13 protein-coding genes and 1 pseudogene are annotated in these 16,233 nt (G+C 70.8%); 4 read left to right on the top strand and 10 right to left on the bottom strand.

Going from position 1 to position 16,233, the window contains the following annotated elements; all coding sequences use genetic code 11:
• The first annotated feature begins 4 nt into the window (after positions 1–4).
• Entirely contained in the window at positions 5–631 is a 627-nt protein-coding gene (locus tag AB0M56_RS11520; protein WP_285971182.1) for a response regulator transcription factor, read from the top strand.
• Positions 631–2,229, top strand: coding sequence for a hypothetical protein (locus AB0M56_RS11525; RefSeq protein WP_364173819.1), 1,599 nt, complete (start codon positions 631–633; stop codon positions 2,227–2,229). The genes AB0M56_RS11520 and AB0M56_RS11525 overlap by 1 nt, the downstream gene beginning before the upstream one ends.
• Here AB0M56_RS11525 and AB0M56_RS11530 read toward each other — a convergent pair.
• The 6 genes from AB0M56_RS11530 to cutA form a co-directional block, all read right to left on the bottom strand.
• Positions 2,192–4,390 (bottom strand): hypothetical protein, encoded by a 2,199-nt coding sequence (locus tag AB0M56_RS11530; protein ID WP_364173821.1) that lies wholly within the window; start codon positions 4,388–4,390, stop codon positions 2,192–2,194. The two genes, AB0M56_RS11525 and AB0M56_RS11530, sit on opposite strands and share 38 nt — an antisense overlap.
• A gap of 387 nt (positions 4,391–4,777) precedes the next feature.
• The gene (locus AB0M56_RS11535; RefSeq protein ID WP_364174203.1) at positions 4,778–5,920 is read right to left on the bottom strand and encodes a GAF domain-containing protein; all 1,143 of its coding nucleotides are present in this window, start codon (positions 5,918–5,920) and stop codon (positions 4,778–4,780) included.
• 53 nt (positions 5,921–5,973) lie between these two features.
• The gene (locus AB0M56_RS11540; RefSeq protein WP_364173822.1) at positions 5,974–9,603 is read right to left on the bottom strand and encodes an ATP-binding cassette domain-containing protein; all 3,630 of its coding nucleotides are present in this window, start codon (positions 9,601–9,603) and stop codon (positions 5,974–5,976) included.
• Entirely contained in the window at positions 9,600–10,610 is a 1,011-nt protein-coding gene (gene cydB, locus AB0M56_RS11545) for a cytochrome d ubiquinol oxidase subunit II (protein WP_364173825.1), read from the bottom strand. The genes AB0M56_RS11540 and cydB overlap by 4 nt, the downstream gene beginning before the upstream one ends.
• Before the next feature lie 129 nt (positions 10,611–10,739).
• Complete coding sequence (locus AB0M56_RS11550; protein WP_364173828.1) at positions 10,740–12,236, bottom strand: cytochrome ubiquinol oxidase subunit I; 1,497 nt, start codon at positions 12,234–12,236, stop codon at positions 10,740–10,742.
• Between the two features lie 138 nt (positions 12,237–12,374).
• A complete protein-coding gene (cutA, locus tag AB0M56_RS11555; protein WP_364043794.1) occupies positions 12,375–12,695 on the bottom strand; it encodes a divalent-cation tolerance protein CutA in 321 nt (106 codons plus the stop codon).
• Positions 12,696–12,868: 173 nt separating this feature from the next.
• On the opposite strand from cutA, the gene AB0M56_RS11560 reads away from it, so the two are divergent.
• Both AB0M56_RS11560 and AB0M56_RS11565 read left to right on the top strand, forming a co-directional pair.
• Positions 12,869–13,477: a TMEM165/GDT1 family protein gene (locus tag AB0M56_RS11560; RefSeq protein ID WP_364173831.1), complete on the top strand. Its 609-nt coding sequence runs from the start codon at positions 12,869–12,871 to the stop codon at positions 13,475–13,477.
• Positions 13,478–13,596: 119 nt separating this feature from the next.
• On the top strand, positions 13,597–14,256 hold the full coding sequence (locus AB0M56_RS11565) for a DUF998 domain-containing protein (protein ID WP_364173834.1): 660 nt from the start codon (positions 13,597–13,599) through the stop codon (positions 14,254–14,256).
• A gap of 12 nt (positions 14,257–14,268) precedes the next feature.
• On the opposite strand, the gene AB0M56_RS11570 is transcribed toward AB0M56_RS11565, so the two are convergent.
• The 4 genes and pseudogenes from AB0M56_RS11570 to AB0M56_RS11585 all read right to left on the bottom strand — a co-directional run bounded on the left by AB0M56_RS11570 (position 14,269) and on the right by AB0M56_RS11585 (position 16,213).
• On the bottom strand, positions 14,269–14,355 hold the full coding sequence (locus AB0M56_RS11570) for a hypothetical protein (RefSeq protein WP_364174206.1): 87 nt from the start codon (positions 14,353–14,355) through the stop codon (positions 14,269–14,271).
• Positions 14,356–14,374: 19 nt separating this feature from the next.
• Positions 14,375–14,650: pseudogene (locus AB0M56_RS11575) on the bottom strand (DUF6188 family protein); the annotation flags it as partial.
• 73 nt (positions 14,651–14,723) lie between these two features.
• On the bottom strand, positions 14,724–15,362 hold the full coding sequence (locus AB0M56_RS11580) for a helix-turn-helix domain-containing protein (protein WP_364173836.1): 639 nt from the start codon (positions 15,360–15,362) through the stop codon (positions 14,724–14,726).
• Positions 15,359–16,213: a hypothetical protein gene (locus AB0M56_RS11585; protein WP_266118434.1), complete on the bottom strand. Its 855-nt coding sequence runs from the start codon at positions 16,211–16,213 to the stop codon at positions 15,359–15,361. The genes AB0M56_RS11580 and AB0M56_RS11585 overlap by 4 nt, the downstream gene beginning before the upstream one ends.
• Positions 16,214–16,233: the final 20 nt, after the last annotated feature.

Raw genomic sequence — 16,233 nt, forward strand, 5'->3', positions numbered from 1 at the left:
GGGTATGCCGATCCAGGTGCTGCTCGTCGACGACCACGAACTGGTCCGCCGCGGCCTGCGCGACCTGCTGGGCGACGAGGCGGACATCGAGGTGGTCGCCGAGGCCGGGGGCGTCGAGGAGGCGCTGGCCGTCGCGATGCACGTGGAGCCGGACGTCGCGGTGGTCGACGTCCGGCTCGGCGACGGGGACGGCATCACGCTGTGCCGCGAGCTGCGCTCAAAGCCCAACCCGCCGGCCTGCCTCATGCTCACCGCTTTCGACGACGAGGAGGCCATGGTCGGCGCGATCATGGCGGGCGCTTCGGGCTATCTGCTCAAGCAGGTGCGTGGCCAGGACGTGGTCAACGCCGTCCGCGAGGTCGCCGCCGGCCACTCGCTGCTCGACCCCGTCTCCACGGCCCGCGTGCTCGACAAACTGCGCCACCCGCCCACCGACGACCTCGCCGCCCTCACCGACCGCGAGCGCGACGTCCTGGAGCTCATCGGCCAGGGCATGTCCAACCGCGAAATCGCGGAACGCCTCTTCCTGGCCGAAAAAACGGTCAAGAACTACGTCACCTCGGTCCTCGCCAAGCTCGGCATGCAACGCCGCACCCAAGCCGCCGCCTGGATCGCCCGCCGCGGCAAGTGATGCCCGAAAACGCATACCCCCCGTCGTTTTGGCCGAAGGTCCCGGCTGATCCGGCGTATGACCACTGGCTGACCACGGAGTTCGAACGCAAGGTGCTCGTCGTCGTGCGCACCCTGACCACGCTCACGCGCCTGCTCGACGTCGTCTCGTTGTTCGGCAGCGACCGGCGGATCCAGCTCGTCTTCACGCACGACGAGCCACGGCCCGGCATCCTCTCCACCGGCGTGCCGGAAGCGCTGCGCCGGCTCGGACCGCCCGTGATCGGCTGGGACCAGGCCACGGCGACCCGGTTCGACCTCGCGCTCGCGGCCAGCGAAAACGACGTGCTGACGGAGCTCGACGCCCCGATTTTGCTGGTGCCCCACGGAATCGGCTACCAGAAGTACTATCCGGGCAGCCGTGTCACGTCGGGCCTCGACCCGGAAAAGCTCGTCCACAACGGTGAAGTGGTGCCGGCGGCCATCGCGCTCTCGCACGAAAGCCAGCGTGCGCAGCTGACCCGGTCGTGTCCGCCCGCCGCCGAGCGGGCCGTGGTCATCGGCGACCCCTGCCTCGACCGCATGGTGATGAGCCGGCACCGCGTTTCCCGCTACCGCAAGGCGCTCGACGCGGGCGGCCGCACGGTCGTGACGCTCGCGTCGACCTGGGGCAAGCACTCCCTGTTCGGCCGACGCCCCGAGCTGCCTGTCGAGCTGCTGGGATGCCTGCCGTTCGACGATTACCGCGTCGTGCTGACGTTGCACCCGGGCGTCTGGGCGGCGCACGGACCGTGGCAGGTGCGGTCGTGGCTGCGGCCGGCCATCGCCGCCGGGCTCGCGCTCGTCCCGCCTGACCACGGCTGGCAGGCGGCCGTGCTCGCCGCGGATTGCGTGTTGTCGGACGAAGGATCCGCCGCGCTGTACGCGGCCGCCGTCGACAAACCGGTGCTGCTCACGACGCCGGGATCACCGACGACGGTCGCGGACTCGCCGCTCGCCGCCCTCGCCCGGAGCGTGCCGAAACTCGTGACGGAGTTCGGCCTGCGCGACCAGATCGACGGCGCGATCGCTCGGCACCGGCCTGGCTCGCACGCGCCGATCATCCAAGAGGCCGTGGAAGATCCGGGCGCACCGCTGCTCGCCGGCCTGCTCTATGCACTGCTCGGCCTGAACGCGCCCGACGACCCGGTTTTTCCGCCCGTCGCAGATCCCGAGCCGCTGACCTCGCCTGCGGCCGCGTTCGTGGCCGGCGTCGACGCGTCGGGTGAGCTCGTGCGGTTCCCGCTCGTCGCGGAGAAGGCGCCGGACCTCGAGTACCGGCATGTACTCGCCCACGCCGACAACGCCGAGCTGCGCGAACTCGACGCTGCCACCGTCGTCTACGCGGACGAGCCCGGACGACTCGACGACCTGCTCGCCCACTGGCCCGCCGCTCGGCTCGCGGCCGCGCCGACCGACGGCGGCTGTCTCGTGCGCGACTCGACCGGCGAGACGCACGCGCTGACGGCCGACGTGGATCCCGTGCTGCTGGCCGCTTTTGCTTATGTGCGGCTTGCGACGAGCCGGCCGTTGACCGGTGATCTCAATGGCGCCGCCGTATCCGCTCTTCGACGGCGCTGAACTTCACCGCGAACTCCGCCTGCCGCGGGTGCCCGGCAGCGAAATAGACCTGCCACGCCCGTCGCCACGCCTCAAGTGCGGCCGGCAGGTCGCCGCGGGCCTCGGCGAGCGTCGCGAAGGCGGCGTCGAACTCGGCCGCGTACTGCGAGGCTCCTGAGGTGTTCGCGAGCTGCCAGGCCTGGCCCAGGGTGCTGGCGGCGGCGTCGAAAGAGCCCAGGGCCGTCTCGGCCTTTCCCTTGACCAGCAGGATCCGGGAGCGGTTGCGGTCCTCGGTGGTGTGCTGCTCCGACTCGCCGAGCAGCGCGAACACCTGGTCCCATCGTGCGAGCCCGACGAGGACGTTGGCCAGCATCCGCGTGTGAATGCCCAGGCTTCGTGCGGCTTCCGGCCCCGCGGCGCGGTCGATGCGAATCGCTTCGTCCAGCAACGTCACTGCCTCGGCCGTCAGCCCTGATGCCTGTTGCGGGTACTGCCGGGCTTCTTCCTCGCGGAAACGGCCGCAGAACTCCAGCACCGACGACAGCAGGCCCGGCGACGCAAGCTCACGCGCCAACGTGAGCGACTCGTCCAGGAACGGCTTCGCCGTGGTGAACTCGTGCATCAGCAAGTGAGTGCGGCCCTGTTGGCTCAGCACGCGCGTGAGCAGCGGCCGGTCGCCGAGCCGGCGCGCACCGCGGATGCCCCAGTTGTTGATCTCGGCGAACAGCCGGTGGTACCCGCGGTTGAGCATGAGCACTTCGAGCGCCCCGCAGATCTGGCCCAGCTCGACGTCGCGCTCGCGCAGGTAGGCCTCCCGAGCGAGTGCACCGTACGTCTCGCGGGCGTCTTCGACCCAGTCGAGTGGCTTGCGGCCTTCGAAGTTCGCGTTCGCTTCGGCCTCCGGGCGCGGCGCGTACAGCCGGAGGCGATCCTTGCCGTTGTGGAGATCCGCGGCCACGGCTTGGTCACAGTGGAACTCGAGCGCGCGTTCGACAGCCACCTCGGCCCAGCCGCCGCGGCGGGCTCCCTCGCGGATCAGGTTGTACAGCCGCTGCCGGGAAGTGCCTGTGCGGGTGAGGAAACCGGCGTCGGCCAACTCGTCGAGGGCGTCTTCGGGTGAGCGGCCGAAGACCGCAGCCGCGCCGGCGGCGGTGAAGTCGGGTCCGGGGTGCGCGGCGAGGAGGCGGCACAGCTCTGCCGCTTCGGGAGTCAACTCCGAAAAGGACTCCTCGAATGCGGCGGCGATCACGTCCTCGCCGCCGAGTTTGCCCGTGGCCCGGAAGCCTTCCAACACGGACGTGACAGCGCCGGGGCCGCGCTGCATCCTCCGCGCGACGCGGACGGCGGCGAGCCGGACCGCGAAGGGCATGTGGTCGCACAGGTCCACGAGTTCCTCGGCCGCGGCGGGCTCGGCGGCGATCACGCTCGGGTGGGAGAGGCGGCTCAGCAGGGCGAGCGCGTCCGGCAGCGCGAGCCGACCGACCTCGATCGGCGGGGCGGGAAACTCCTTGCGCAGGTCGTCACCGGCCTTGATCGCGGTCACGAGAACGACGCTGTGCGGCGACGGCGGGATGAGGCCGTGCAGGTCGGTGGCCGCTTCGGCGTTGTCGAGTGCGAGCAGGAAACGGTGGCGTGCGGTGACGGAGCGGTACTGCTCCCAGAGCTGGGGTGTTTCTGTGGCGGTCAGGTCACTGCCGACGTCAAGCGCTCGCACCACGCGCGCGGCCACCTCGGTGCGGCGCACCAGCGAACCGGACCGGTAGTCGGCGAGGTCGACGTAGATCTGTTTCGGGAGGTGCGGGCGCAGGTCGGTGGCAAGCCGGCTCAGCAGCGCCGTTTTGCCCGCGCCGCGCGGCCCGGTGACGAGGCGGGCGCCGGGGCCGGCGACGAGCGCGCGTTCACTTTCGCGGTCGACAAAGGGTTCGGCCGACGCGGGAAAGTCGCTGCTGCTGCCAGTTCCCTTCGATCGTGGCAGCAGTGATTCGATCTGTTCGACGAACTCCTGATCGGTCGCGAGCAGCTCGGCGATCACCGTTGCGGTGCGGGCTTTGTCGTTGAGGATCGCCTCGACGTCGGCGGCGGTCCGGCGCTGTTCGAGCTTGCGCGACACCAGCTGTTTCACCCCGCCGAGCGCGGCCACAGCCATTGCTTTGACGACTTCCGCCGCCACGGTTTCCCACATGAAGCGACCCCCTCGTGACTGATCATGGCGACCCTAACAGCCACCGCCGACAGAACTGGTGACCTCGATTTTCGAGTGACCATCCGGTACCGCCGCTCGGAAATCGACTAGGCCGTTCGGAGGTTTCGCGCGCGCGTGAGATCACGGTCGGCCACGGCGGATTCGGTAAGGATCTTTCGGATTCACCCCATCGTGAGTCGAATGGGTGTTCGATCGCCGGTAGACTCGTCACCAGGTGAAAGCGAGCGGCGACTCGCGGTTCTGGGGTGTTGGTCGATGTCGAACGGGGAGCCGAACGTGCCCGTCGGAGAGGAAGGAGCGGCTCACATGACGCGTGAAGGCTGAAGCCGGATCAGCGCGCTGTGGGTGGCGGTCGCGCACGTGCGACTAGTCCAGAGGGAGATCGAAGGCGACGAGTGTGCCGAGGCTCGGTGAGGAGTTGATGAAGAACTTCCCGCCGGCGGTGTCGGCGCGTTCGGCGAGGTGACGCAGGCCCCGGGTGGCGACGCCTTGGGGTACGCCGGATCCGTTGTCGCGCACGCGGAGTTTCACGCCGTCGCGGTCGCGGGTCAGGGACACGCGCGTCTCGCTCGCGCCGGAATGGCGGACCACATTGGACAGTGCTTCGCGCAGTGCCGCGCGGATGTGGTCGGCGCTTTCGGCGGGGATGTCGGCGAACTCGCCGGAGAGCTCGAGGGTCGGCGGGTAGCCGAGGAGCTCGCCGGCGATGCGGACTTCACCGCGGGCGGACTCGGCGAGGTCGGTCGGTGTGCCGATGTCGTGGCGCGGCTCGGGTGAGCGCAGGGCTCGCACGGTGCCGCGGATTTCCTCGATGGTCTGGTCGAGCTGGTCGATGGCGTCGGACAGGCGCGCGCCGTCGGCTTGGGCGAAGCGCTTGCGCATGTTGCGGCGCACGCGGTCCAGTTGCATGCCGGCGCCGTAGAGGCGTTGCACAATCACGTCGTGCAGCTCGCGGGCGATGCGTTCGCGCTCTTGGTAGAGCGTCACGCGGTGTCGTGCGTTGGCTCCTTCGGCGAGTGCGAGCACCACGCCAGCCTGTGCGGCGAACGCCACGAGCATCTCGACGGTCCCCGCGGAGAACGGCTCGCGGCCCTGCAGGCGGTAGACCGTGAGCGCGCCCAGCACCCGGCCGCCGGAGCCGAACGGCGCGGCGGCGAAGGGGCCGAAGCCACGGAGCTCGTCGGGCACGAAGGGTGCGGTGCGCGGGTCGACGACGAAGTTGTCGCTGACCACCGGCTCGCCCCCGCGAGCGACGCGGCCGGCGGCGGAGTCGGCGGGCAAGGTCAGGCCCTGCAGCGCGCGGCCGGCGCCGCTGGGGTCGACGGCGGCCTCGACCACGACGTGCCCGTCCTCGGCGCTGACCATGGCCAGGCCGAGGTCGGCGTCGGCCAGCTCGGCGGCGCGGATCACGACGGTGTCCAGCACGGCCTCCGGGTCGTCCCCGGACAACGCGGTGCTGGTGATCTCGGTGGCAGCGGACAACGCCCGCGCGGCAAGTGTCGGGTCCATGAGCAACACCGACCCTAGCGCGTGCTTGCGGCCCGGACCCGGAATCGTGACCGTCACCAATCACCCCTCGCGGCTGGTACCGCTTGCGACTCGAGCACCTGGCCGCCGCGGACCTCCAGGACGACGTCGGCGTCGAGCTGCTCGTCGAGGTTGTGGGTGACGTGCACGACGGTGCGCCCGGCAAGCTCGGCACGCAGCGTGGCCCGCAAGGCGCGAGCGGTCCGTTCGTCGAGGTGCGCCGTGGGCTCGTCGAGCAGCACGAGGTCGGCGGTCGGCGCCGCCAGCAACGCCCGTGCCAGCGCGACGCGCTGAGCCTGGCCACCGGAAAGCCCGGTGCCGGCGCTGTCGAGGACGGTCGCCGCGTCGAGCTCCGGCAACTGCGCCAGGTCGAGCGCCCGCCGGACGTCCTCGTCGGTCGCCCGGGGATTCGCGAGGCGCAGGTTCTCCGCCACGCTCGTCGACACCAGCATCGCCTCCTGCGGCGCCCACGACACCCGCCCCGGCACCGCGACCTCCCCCGAGCGCGGCTCCAGGAACCCCAGCAAGGCCGCCACCAACGTCGACTTCCCCGCCCCGCTCGGCCCCACCACGGCGACGTAGGTTCCGGGCTCGATGTCGAGCGTGACGTCGGTGAGCACGGTGTCGCCGCCGGGCCAGCCGAGGTCGGCGCCACGAAGCCGCACGGCGCTCGGTCCGGGCTCCGGCGCCTCGCCGAGCTCAGGCCCCTTGCGAGGGCGCGCCGCACGGCCGAACGGCGCCGGCTTCGACGCGATCGTGGCATTGCCGCGCTGCCGTTCTTCGCCGGCTCGCACTGGCGCCAAACCAGCCGTGCCGACGGAGTCGGGCTGCGTCGAGGCGGACGCCAGGTGCAATCCAGCCGGCTGCACCGCTTCGCCCGGCAGCGCCGGCTCTGATCCGGCAGCTGTGTCGAGGTCACCCAGGCGGAAGCGGGCAGCGCGCAGCGTGTCCCAGTGGGTAGCGGCCGGCGGCAGCAGCGAGAGGACTTCGGCAAGGGCCAACGGGACCAGCGCCAGCAGCGGAGCCATGACCCCCGCCAAGTGGCCGGACGCGACGGCCGGCGCGGCGAGCAGCGTGCTGCCCACGGCGGCGGCCCCGGTGGCCAGGACGATCAGGGCATCGGCCGCGCCGGCACCGAAGGCCTGGCGGCGGGTGGTGGCGGTCAGCCGGGCGTCGGTCGCGAGCAGCGAACGGCGGCGCGCGGTCGCGGTGCCGTAAGCGATCAGCTCGGCCGCCGAGGTGAACAACACGAGGACCCGCGCAGCGATGTCGCGGCGTCCGGCGGCGAGGGCGGCCGTCGCGTGGCGCTCGGCCAGGAGGGCGAGCCGGGGCGCGACGAGACTGACCACCACCGCAGCAGCGAGGAGCAGGCCGGCGGAGGGAAGAACGACCGTCTGCACCGCGATCGCGCCCACGGCGACAAGTCCGACGACGACCGGCGGCGAGACCACGCGGGGCAGCAGGTCGCGGATGTTGTCGACGTCGGTGACAAGGCGGCGCTGGCCCTCGCCGGCCGCCAACGCGCGCGCCGGGCCGAGGCGGACGAGCGAGTCCCACAGCCGGACGCGCAGCCGCCCGGCGATGCGGAACGCGGCGTCGTGCGTGACAAGACGTTCGGCGTAGCGCAGGGCCGCACGCCCGAGCCCGAACGCGCGCACGCCGACGACCGCCACGGTCAGCGTCAAGATCGGCGGCTGCAACGACGCCTTCGCGATCAGCCACCCCGAAGTCGCCGTCAGCGCAACGCCCGCCAACAGCGCCAAGGCACCCAGCACCGCTCCGGAAAACAGCCGACGGTCGAGCAAAAGCCGCCACGGCAGCGGCCGACCGGACCCCGCAGTGCCGGCGGACGTGGTGCCGGACAACGGCTTCTCATCCGCCACCGCCACCGGCGCCGACCGCTCGTGCGCCGCGATGATCGCCGCCGCCCCGCCCGCCACGGCCCGCTCGACGGCGCCCATCACGCGCCGGGCGTTCACCTCGTCGAGGTGGGCCGTCGGCTCGTCGAGCAACAGCAGCCACGCGCCCGCCCGCACCCTCACCAACGCCCGCGCGACCGCCACGCGCTGCCGCTGCCCCAACGACAGCTGTCCGACGGGCCGGTCCCCCAACCCCGACAGCCCGAGCTCCGCCAGGACCTCATCGACAACATCAGCCGCGCCGACCGAGGCAGCACCGGCCGCGCCGGCTTCTTCAGAGCCACCCTGGGCGGCTTCGAAACCTCCAGCCGCACGCAGCGCAGACCCAACCGCGCCCGAGCCGACAACGGAGTCACCCGCGGGCGAATCGACGAAAACCGAGGCTGCGCCGAGCCCGGAGCCAACGCCGGCCACCTCCGCACGGACGGTCCCGCCGCTGAACACCGGCGACTGCGGCACCCACGCGACATCCGCGCGCCAGCGGTCCACATCCACCGAGGCCAGAGGGACGTCGCCGAGGGTGATGGTGCCGTCGTAGGTGGGGAGGAAGCCGAGGAGGGCGGCGAGGATGGTGGATTTGCCACCGCCGCTGGGGGCGCGGAGCCAGGTCGTTTGGCCTCGGCGCACGGAGAACGAGGCACCAGCAGGGGCGAAGCCGCCGCGACGGGCGATGCTCAGGTTGGCCACAGTGAGTTGTCCACGGGGCGGAACGCGCGTGCCGAAGTGCGGGGCCGGCTCGGCCAGGACGTCGGTGACGCGGCGAACCGCCTCGACGCCGTCTTCGCTGGAATGGAAAGCCGCGCCCACCGCGCGCAGAGGCTGGTAGCACTCGGGGACGAGGATCAGCACGCCGAGCCCGATGGCCAGGGGCAACGAACCCGACACCAGCCGCACGCCGATCACCACGGCGACCAGCGCCACGGACAAAGTGGCGACCAGTTCGAGCACGAAAGCCGACGAGAACGCGACCCGCAAAGTCTTCAAAGTCGCGCGGCGGTGGCGTTCCGAGACGCGGGCCACGGTCGCCGACTGCGCGTCGGCGCGGCGGAACGCCGTGAGCACCGGCAGAGCGCGCACCAATTCCAGCAGCAGCCCCGACATGCGGTGCACGGCGTCCGTCGCGCCTGCCACGCGGTCGGCCGTGAACTTGCCGACCAGCACAGCGAAAACCGGCAGCAAGGGCACCGTCACCAGCACGATCACCGCCGACGGCCAATCCATCCACAGGATCGCCGCGCCCGCCGCGAGGGGGACCACCGCGGCCGTCACCAAGGCCGGCAAGTACTCGCGGAAGTAGGCGTCGAGCGCGTCCAAGCCGCGGGTCACGAGCTCCGTCAGCGAGCCGTCGCCGCGGCGAGCCAGCCACTCCGGGCCGAGCCGCAGAGCGTGGGAGACGGCGCGGGCGCGCAGGTCCTGCTGCGCCGTCGCCGCGGCGCGCGCGGAGACCACCCGCACCGCCCAGCCGGTGAACGCCCGGCCCGCGACGAGCGCGAACAGAGCGGCCAGCTGAGCGGTGCGGCCCCTGATCCCTGTGGAGACGATGGACGCGAGCACGTCAGCCAGAAGAAAAGCTTGCGCCACCAGGAAAACAGCGTTGATGAACGAGAGCACCGCCACGAGGAGCAGCGCCCGGCGCGCGGCCGGCCCGAGAGCCGAGAGCGCGCCGAGCGGCCCCTTGCCCGGCCGCACCTGGTCCACTGTGGACCTCGGGGCGGAAAGGGTGGTGCGGCCGGGAAGCGTGATCACGGTGCGTGCACCGCCGGGATGTGCTGGACGCCGATGCGCCTGCGGAAAACCCAGTAGGTCCAGCCTTGGTAGATGAGCACAGCCGGCGCGCCGAACGCGGCGACCCACGTGATCACCTTCAGCGCGTACGGGCTCGCGGCGGCCTGCGCGATGGTCAGCGAGTGGGCCGGATCCCCCGTCGACGGCAGCACGTTCGGGTACAGCGCCCCGAACATCGTCACCGCGGCGGCCGCGATCACCACGCCGAGCGCGGCGAACGCCTGCCCGTCGCGGTCCGCGCGCAGCCGCAGCCACGCGACGATTGCGGCAACCACGCTGACCACAAGCGCGACCAACGTCCACGCCTGCCCCGCGCGCACCTGCACCACGATGAGGAACGCGACCAGCGGCAGCAACGCCACCGGCAGCAGCCGCAATGCCAGCACCCGTGCCCGTTCCCGCAACTGACCCGACGTCTTCAGCGCCAGGAACGCCGCCCCGTGCACCAGCGAGAACCCGACCACGGCGAGCGCGCCCAGCAGCGTGTCCCACCGCACGGCCTCGAACGGCGTGCCGATGCGGTTGCCGTCGGCGTCGAGCGGCAGGCCGAGCACCGTCGTCGCCAGCAGCAGCCCGACGCCCAGCGGCGGGATCCACGAGCCGACCATGATCACGCGGTCCCACGTGCGCCGCCAGCGCTCGGAGTCGACCTTGCCGCGGTACTCGAACGCGACCCCGCGCCCGATCAGTGCCAGCAGCACGAGCAGCAACGGCAGGTAGGCGCCTGAAAACAGCGTCGCGTACCAGTCGGGGAACGCCGCGAACGTAGCGCCGGCCGCGACGATCAGCCACACCTCGTTGCCGTCCCACACCGGCCCGATGGTGTTGACCATGACGCGCCGCTCGGTGTTGTCGCGCCCGAGCACGGGCAGCAGCATCCCGACGCCGAAGTCGAAGCCCTCGAGAAACAGGTACCCGAGCCAGAACAGCGCGATGATCCCGAACCACACCAGCTGCAGCGTTGTCATAACTCATCCCCAAGATCGCCCTGAGTTATCCACAACCCATCGAGTTGTCCACAGATCAGCTGTGGGTAACTCTCGTGGGTGATCGGGTGAACACTCTGGGTCCAACCCAACGAAGCAAGGCCCACCGAGTCAGTAAGCGAACGACAACGTGTCATCCGAACCCGCCTCCCCACCGTGAGCAGGCGGCGGCAGAACCCCTTCGACCCCACCGCGGACGTACTTGCGCATCAAGAACAGCTCCACCACGCCCAATCCCAGGTAGAGCACCGTGAGCGAGATCAGCGATGTCCACACCTCACCCACCGACAGCTTCGACACCGCCTGCGCCGTGAACATCCACATGCCCTCGACGCCCGTCGGGTTCGGCGCGACCACGAACGGCTGACGCCCCATCTCCGTGAAGATCCAGCCGGCACTGTTGCCGATGAACGGCGTCGCGATACCCGCGCCCAGCAGCAACGGGAACCAGCGCCCGCTCGGGATCCGTCCGCGGCGCGTGAGCCACAGGGCCAGCAGACCGATCCCCGCCCCGATCGCGCCGAAGCCGATCATGGCCCGGAATCCCCAGTAGGTCACCGGCAGGTTGGGCACGTAGTCGATCGGCTTGCCCGCCAGCGGCCCCAGGTCGGGGTCGTTCGGGTAGTTGGTGCCGTACTTCGCCTGGTACTGGCCGATCAGGTTTTCCACACCCGGCACCTCGGTGGAAAAGTCGTTGTGCGCGAGGAACGACAGCAGCGCCGGCACGGTGAACGTCTTCACGTCCTCGCAGTTGGCCCCCGCGACATCGCCGATCGCCAGGATCGAGAAGCTCGCCGGCTTCTCCGTGTGGCACAACGCTTCCGCCGACGCCATCTTCATCGGCTGCTGCTGGAACATCAGCTTGCCCTGCGTGTCGCCCGTGATGGCCAGGACCGCGAACGCGGCGATCCCGACCCAGCCACCGAGCCGCAGCGACGCGCGCCAGACGTCCCGGTGCACCCCGGCGTCCGAGTCCGAGTCCGAACGCCGCCGCCACAGGTGCCAGCCCGCCACCCCGACGAGGAACGCCGCCGCCACCGAGAACGCCCCGGCCAGCGTGTGCGGGATCGCCGCCAGCGCCGTGTTGTTGGCCAGCACCGCGAAGATCGAGTTCATCGTCGGCTTGCCGTTCACGAACTCCACACCCACCGGGTGCTGCATCCACGAGTTCGCGGACAGGATGAAGTAGGCCGACGCCATCGACGCCAGCGCGAAGGCCCAGGCACACGCCAGGTGCACGCGTTTCGGCAGCCGGTCCCAGCCGAAGATCCACAGGCCGAGGAAGGTCGACTCCACGAAGAACGCGACCAGCCCTTCCATCGCCAGCGGCGCGCCGAACACGTCGCCGACGAAGCGGGAGTAGGCGCTCCAGGTCATCCCGAACTGGAACTCCTGCACGATCCCGGTCACCACGCCCATGGCGAAGTTGACCAGGAGGAGCTTCCCCCAGAACTTGGTCATCTTGAAGTAGCGCTCGTTGCCGGTACGCACCCAGGCGGTCTGCATCCCCGCGACGAGCACCGAAAGTCCGATGGTCAGCGGGACCATCAGGAAGTGGTACACGGTGGTGATGCCGAACTGCCACCGCGCTAGCTCAAGGACATCCACGTACCCGAGCTAACTCCGCCCGCGCGGCACCGACCAGTTCAACACGTCCCGAAAGACGGGGGACCAACGTCCTGAACCCGGGAAACGCCCACGTCAGGCGTCCCGGGCACATCCGTCCACTGTGTACCCGAAAGGGATCTACCGGGTCTGCTCCACTACCCACGACAGGTACCGCGGGCTGCCGCCGACGAGCGGGGTCACCACGATCTCCGGCAGGGCGTAGGTGTGGCGCACATTCAGGAACTCCTCCAGCGCACCCGCGCGGTCGGCCGCCGTCTTGCACTCGACGCGCCACTCGGAGTCGGTGCGCACCTTGCCCTCCCAGCGGTACACGCTCGTGATCGGCCCCACAATCTGGGCGCAGGCGGCAAGCCGCGCCTCGACGGCGCTCGTGGCGATGTTCCGAGCGGTCGCTTCTTTGTCGACAGTGGTGGTCACGACCACGTGGTCAGCAGGCATGACCCGAACCGTACCGCATCCGCAAAACAGAATTCGGCACGCCGAAAACTATATTCAGGGACCACGGCGGAAGCTATTCAACAAACCTCACGGGGCAATTCGCAAACCCGATCAACTTGCGGCTTTCTGAAAAGCTCCTTTATCGTTGAAGTGAAAGGGGTGTCCACAAGCTCATGTCTCCCGCACTCATCGCTCTCATCAGCGCGTTCGGCCTGGTCCTGGCAGTGGAACTGCCGGACAAGACCCTGGTCGCGACGCTGGTGCTGACCACGCGTTTCCGGGCGATGCCGGTATTCGTCGGGGTGTGTGCGGCATTCGCCATCCAGTGTGTTATCGCCGCGGCCTTCGGCCACGTGCTCACCCTTCTTCCGGAAACCGTGGTTTCACTGCTGGTGGCCGCGATGTTCGGTATCGGCGCCTTCATGCTCCTGCGCGAAGGATTCAACGAAGCCGACGAAGCGGCCGACGACGCCGCACGCCTCGGCGCGGCGCCGAAGTCCTTCCTACGCTCCGCGCTGACGTCGTTCGGCGTGCTCTTCGCCGCCGAGTGGGGCGACGCGTCGCAGCTTGCGACGGCGGGACTCGTCGCGCGGCTCGGCAACCCGTTCGCGGTCGGGCTCGGCGCGTTCGTCGCGCTGGTCTCCGTGGCCGGGCTCGCGGTGTTCATCGGCGCGAAGATCCGCAGCCGCATCCGCCCGAAGCTCATCCAACGCGTCGCGGGGTTCGCGTTCGCCGGATTCGCCGCGTTCGCCCTGGTCCAGCTCGCCTTCCGCGCCGGCTGACCACAGAGACTTCACAGGAACACGAGGTAGCCTCTTCGGAACCAGTGGATGAGGGCAAGGTGAATCCGCGATGACGCGGGGAGCCTTGCCCTTCGCCATGACCACCGAGGAGTGCCCCCATGTCGAAGGCCGTGCCCGCCGCCGTGTCCCCCGTGCACGGCCGGCTCGCGTTGGCCGGCATGGCGCTCGCGGTGGCCATCGCGGCTGACCTGCACCTGCGACTGTCAGCGCAGGTCAGCCCGGTGTGGCAGACGCTGTCGGAGTACGTCTACGGCCACCTCGGCGGGCGCTCGGCCGCGCCGCTGTTCAGCGCGATGTGCCTGGCGCTGGCGCTCGGTTCCGTCGCGCTGCTGGCCGGGCTGGTGAAGGCCCGACGCTCGCCCGCGGTCGTCGTGCTGCTCGGCGTGTGGTGCGCGGGTCTCACGATCTGCGCGACCGTCCCCGTCGACCCCGACGGCCAGGCCCGCACCTTCGACGGCCAGCTGCACAACGGCGCCGCAATCACCGCGTTCCTGGCCCTGCCGGCCGCCGCGTGGCTGCTCACGCGCCGCGGCACGCCGAAGTGCCCGTGGGAACCGCGACGCAGCACGATCCGCGGCCTGGCCGTCGCGAGCCTGGCCAGCGTGCTGATCGTGCTCGGCGGGTTCGTCTTCGAGCTGATCACCGGCTCCGCGCAGCAGGAAGTGACGCTGGGGTTGTTCGAGCGGCTGCTGTTCTGCGTGGACCTGGCGCTGCTGCTCACGATGGTGCGACCGCTGCTGGCGGCCGCGCGCCGCTGAGCCACCAAGCTGTCAGGCGTCCGGGCCGACCAGGATCGGCTCGACGCCGTGGCCGGTCAGCCACCACGACTCGTACTGCCGGTCCGGCCCGACGCGCAGCTCGGCGCCGCCGTCGAAAAACCACCGCCAGCGTGCCTTCCTCGGGCACCGCCACCTCGGTCACGCGCTGGCCGAACAGCGCGAGCACCGGCGCCAGGGCCGCACCGCTGCCGGGCTCCAGCTCGTGGCTCACGCCCTCGACGTCACGCAGCACGAACGAAGTCTCGAGCACCAGCTCGGCGTCCACCCGCGGCTCGTCGGCCGGGTCCGGCTGGTCGACCAGCGAGAGGCGCACCTGGTAGTCGAACGACGTCCGGCGCACCTCGCAGCCGACGAGCTCACTCGGAACGTTCACCAGGGCGCGACGGCTCCTCGGCAAGCCGTCCCCTTTTGCCCCACGAGACCATATTCCAGCACGCCACGCCGCACTACGCGTCGGTTCGGAGCACCTCGGTCAGCTTTGCGGCCGCCGCGACGACCTGAGGCCCCACCGCGGCCGCGTCCAACGGCTCCAGCGACACCACCCCGACGCTCGCCCGCAGCCCCGGCATCCCGCGCACCGGCGCGGCCACGCCGGACGCGCCGGCCTCCAGCTCACCCGTGGACGCGACCCAGCCGTCGCCCCCGGGCCGCAGCGACATCGCCCGGCCGGCCGCGCCCGCGCTGAGCGGATGACGGCTGCCCACGCGGTATGCGACGTGGTAGCTCGTCCACGACGGCTCCACCACCGCCACGGCCTGCGCCTGGTCGCCCTGGGCCACGGTGAGGTGCGCCGTGGCCCCGACCTTCTCCGCCAGCTCCCGCAGCACCGGTCGCGCGGCTTCCCGCAGCTGCGGCAGCACCTGCCCGGCCAGCCGCAGCAGGCCGACGCCGAGGCGCACCTTCGTGCCGTCGCGCCAGATCAGGCCGCGTTCGGACAACGGCACCAGCAGCCGGTAGACGGCCGCGCGGCTCGCGCCGATCGTCACGGCCAGCTCGGAGATGGTCGCCGCCTCCTCGCCCGCGTCGGCCACCGCCTGAAGCAGGGCCAGGCCGCGGTCGAGGGTCAGCGACCCCTCCCTGCTCACAGCAGCTCGAGCTCACCCAGGTCGGCCACCGGCTCGGCGAACGACGCCGCCGCGTAAGACGCGAAGAGCTCCCGCACGGCCTTCGCGGCCGGCTCGGACAACGCGCGGGCCTCGTCGGCCAGCGCCTTGCCGTCGGTGGACTCCAGCGCCTCGCGCACGTCGCCGCCCGAAAGGCAGCGGGCCGACGCGACGATCAGGTTCAGAAAGCCGTGGTGCGTGAAGCCCGACTCCGGATCGGTGTGGCGGACGGCGCGGTGCAGGCTGTTCGTGGCCTTGAACGACGCGCCGGGTGCGCCGCTGACCACCGACATGAAGTCGGCCACCTCGTCGACGCTGGGGAAGTTCTCCCCCGCCGGGCCGCCGCAGCGGATCTTCGGCCAGCTGCCGTGCTCGATCACCTTGCGCACGCCGTCGAGCCAGCCGACACCGCGGCGCGGCTCGACCACGCGGATCACGTCCTCGGGCACGAACTCCGAGACGCGCTCCAGCCACACCTCGTCGACGTCCGACGGCGCCGGCATCTCGACCATCCGCAGCGACAGCAGCTCGCTGCGCGACTCGACGATCGAGATGGCCTTGGGCACGCCGCCGAGCCCGGTGTCGATGATCAGTGACAGGGGCAGCGGCTCCTTCGGCTTGATCTTGATCAACTCGGTGATCAGCTCCGGCAGCCGGGAGGCCTGGCAGAGGAAAACGCCCAGTACACCGGCGTGTTCACCCGCCCGCGACTCGTAGTGCGCTCGCAGGGCTTCGGGCATGGCCGCGTCCGAGGGCGGAAAGAGCGCCGAGTCGTCGACGAGCCGCGCGAACAGGGGAGGAATTCCACGGGGGCCGGGGGGCGTGAGTTCCACAGCGCTTGACACGAATGACA

Source organism: Amycolatopsis sp. NPDC051372, from assembly GCF_040682095.1.
Lineage (GTDB): Bacteria > Actinomycetota > Actinomycetes > Mycobacteriales > Pseudonocardiaceae > Amycolatopsis.

What these genes read in the sequence shown, in the direction of transcription:
- AB0M56_RS11525 (WP_364173819.1), top strand. Translation starts at nt 631, where the DNA reads ATGCCCGAAAACGCATACCCCCCGTCGTTTTGGCCGAAGGTCCCGGCT.
- cutA (WP_364043794.1), bottom strand. Translation starts at nt 12,695, where the DNA reads ATGCCTGCTGACCACGTGGTCGTGACCACCACTGTCGACAAAGAAGCG.
- cydB (WP_364173825.1), bottom strand. Translation starts at nt 10,610, where the DNA reads ATGACAACGCTGCAGCTGGTGTGGTTCGGGATCATCGCGCTGTTCTGG.
- AB0M56_RS11520 (WP_285971182.1), top strand. Translation starts at nt 5, where the DNA reads ATGCCGATCCAGGTGCTGCTCGTCGACGACCACGAACTGGTCCGCCGC.
- AB0M56_RS11530 (WP_364173821.1), bottom strand. Translation starts at nt 4,390, where the DNA reads ATGTGGGAAACCGTGGCGGCGGAAGTCGTCAAAGCAATGGCTGTGGCC.
- AB0M56_RS11565 (WP_364173834.1), top strand. Translation starts at nt 13,597, where the DNA reads ATGTCGAAGGCCGTGCCCGCCGCCGTGTCCCCCGTGCACGGCCGGCTC.
- AB0M56_RS11535 (WP_364174203.1), bottom strand. Translation starts at nt 5,920, where the DNA reads ATGGACCCGACACTTGCCGCGCGGGCGTTGTCCGCTGCCACCGAGATC.
- AB0M56_RS11560 (WP_364173831.1), top strand. Translation starts at nt 12,869, where the DNA reads ATGTCTCCCGCACTCATCGCTCTCATCAGCGCGTTCGGCCTGGTCCTG.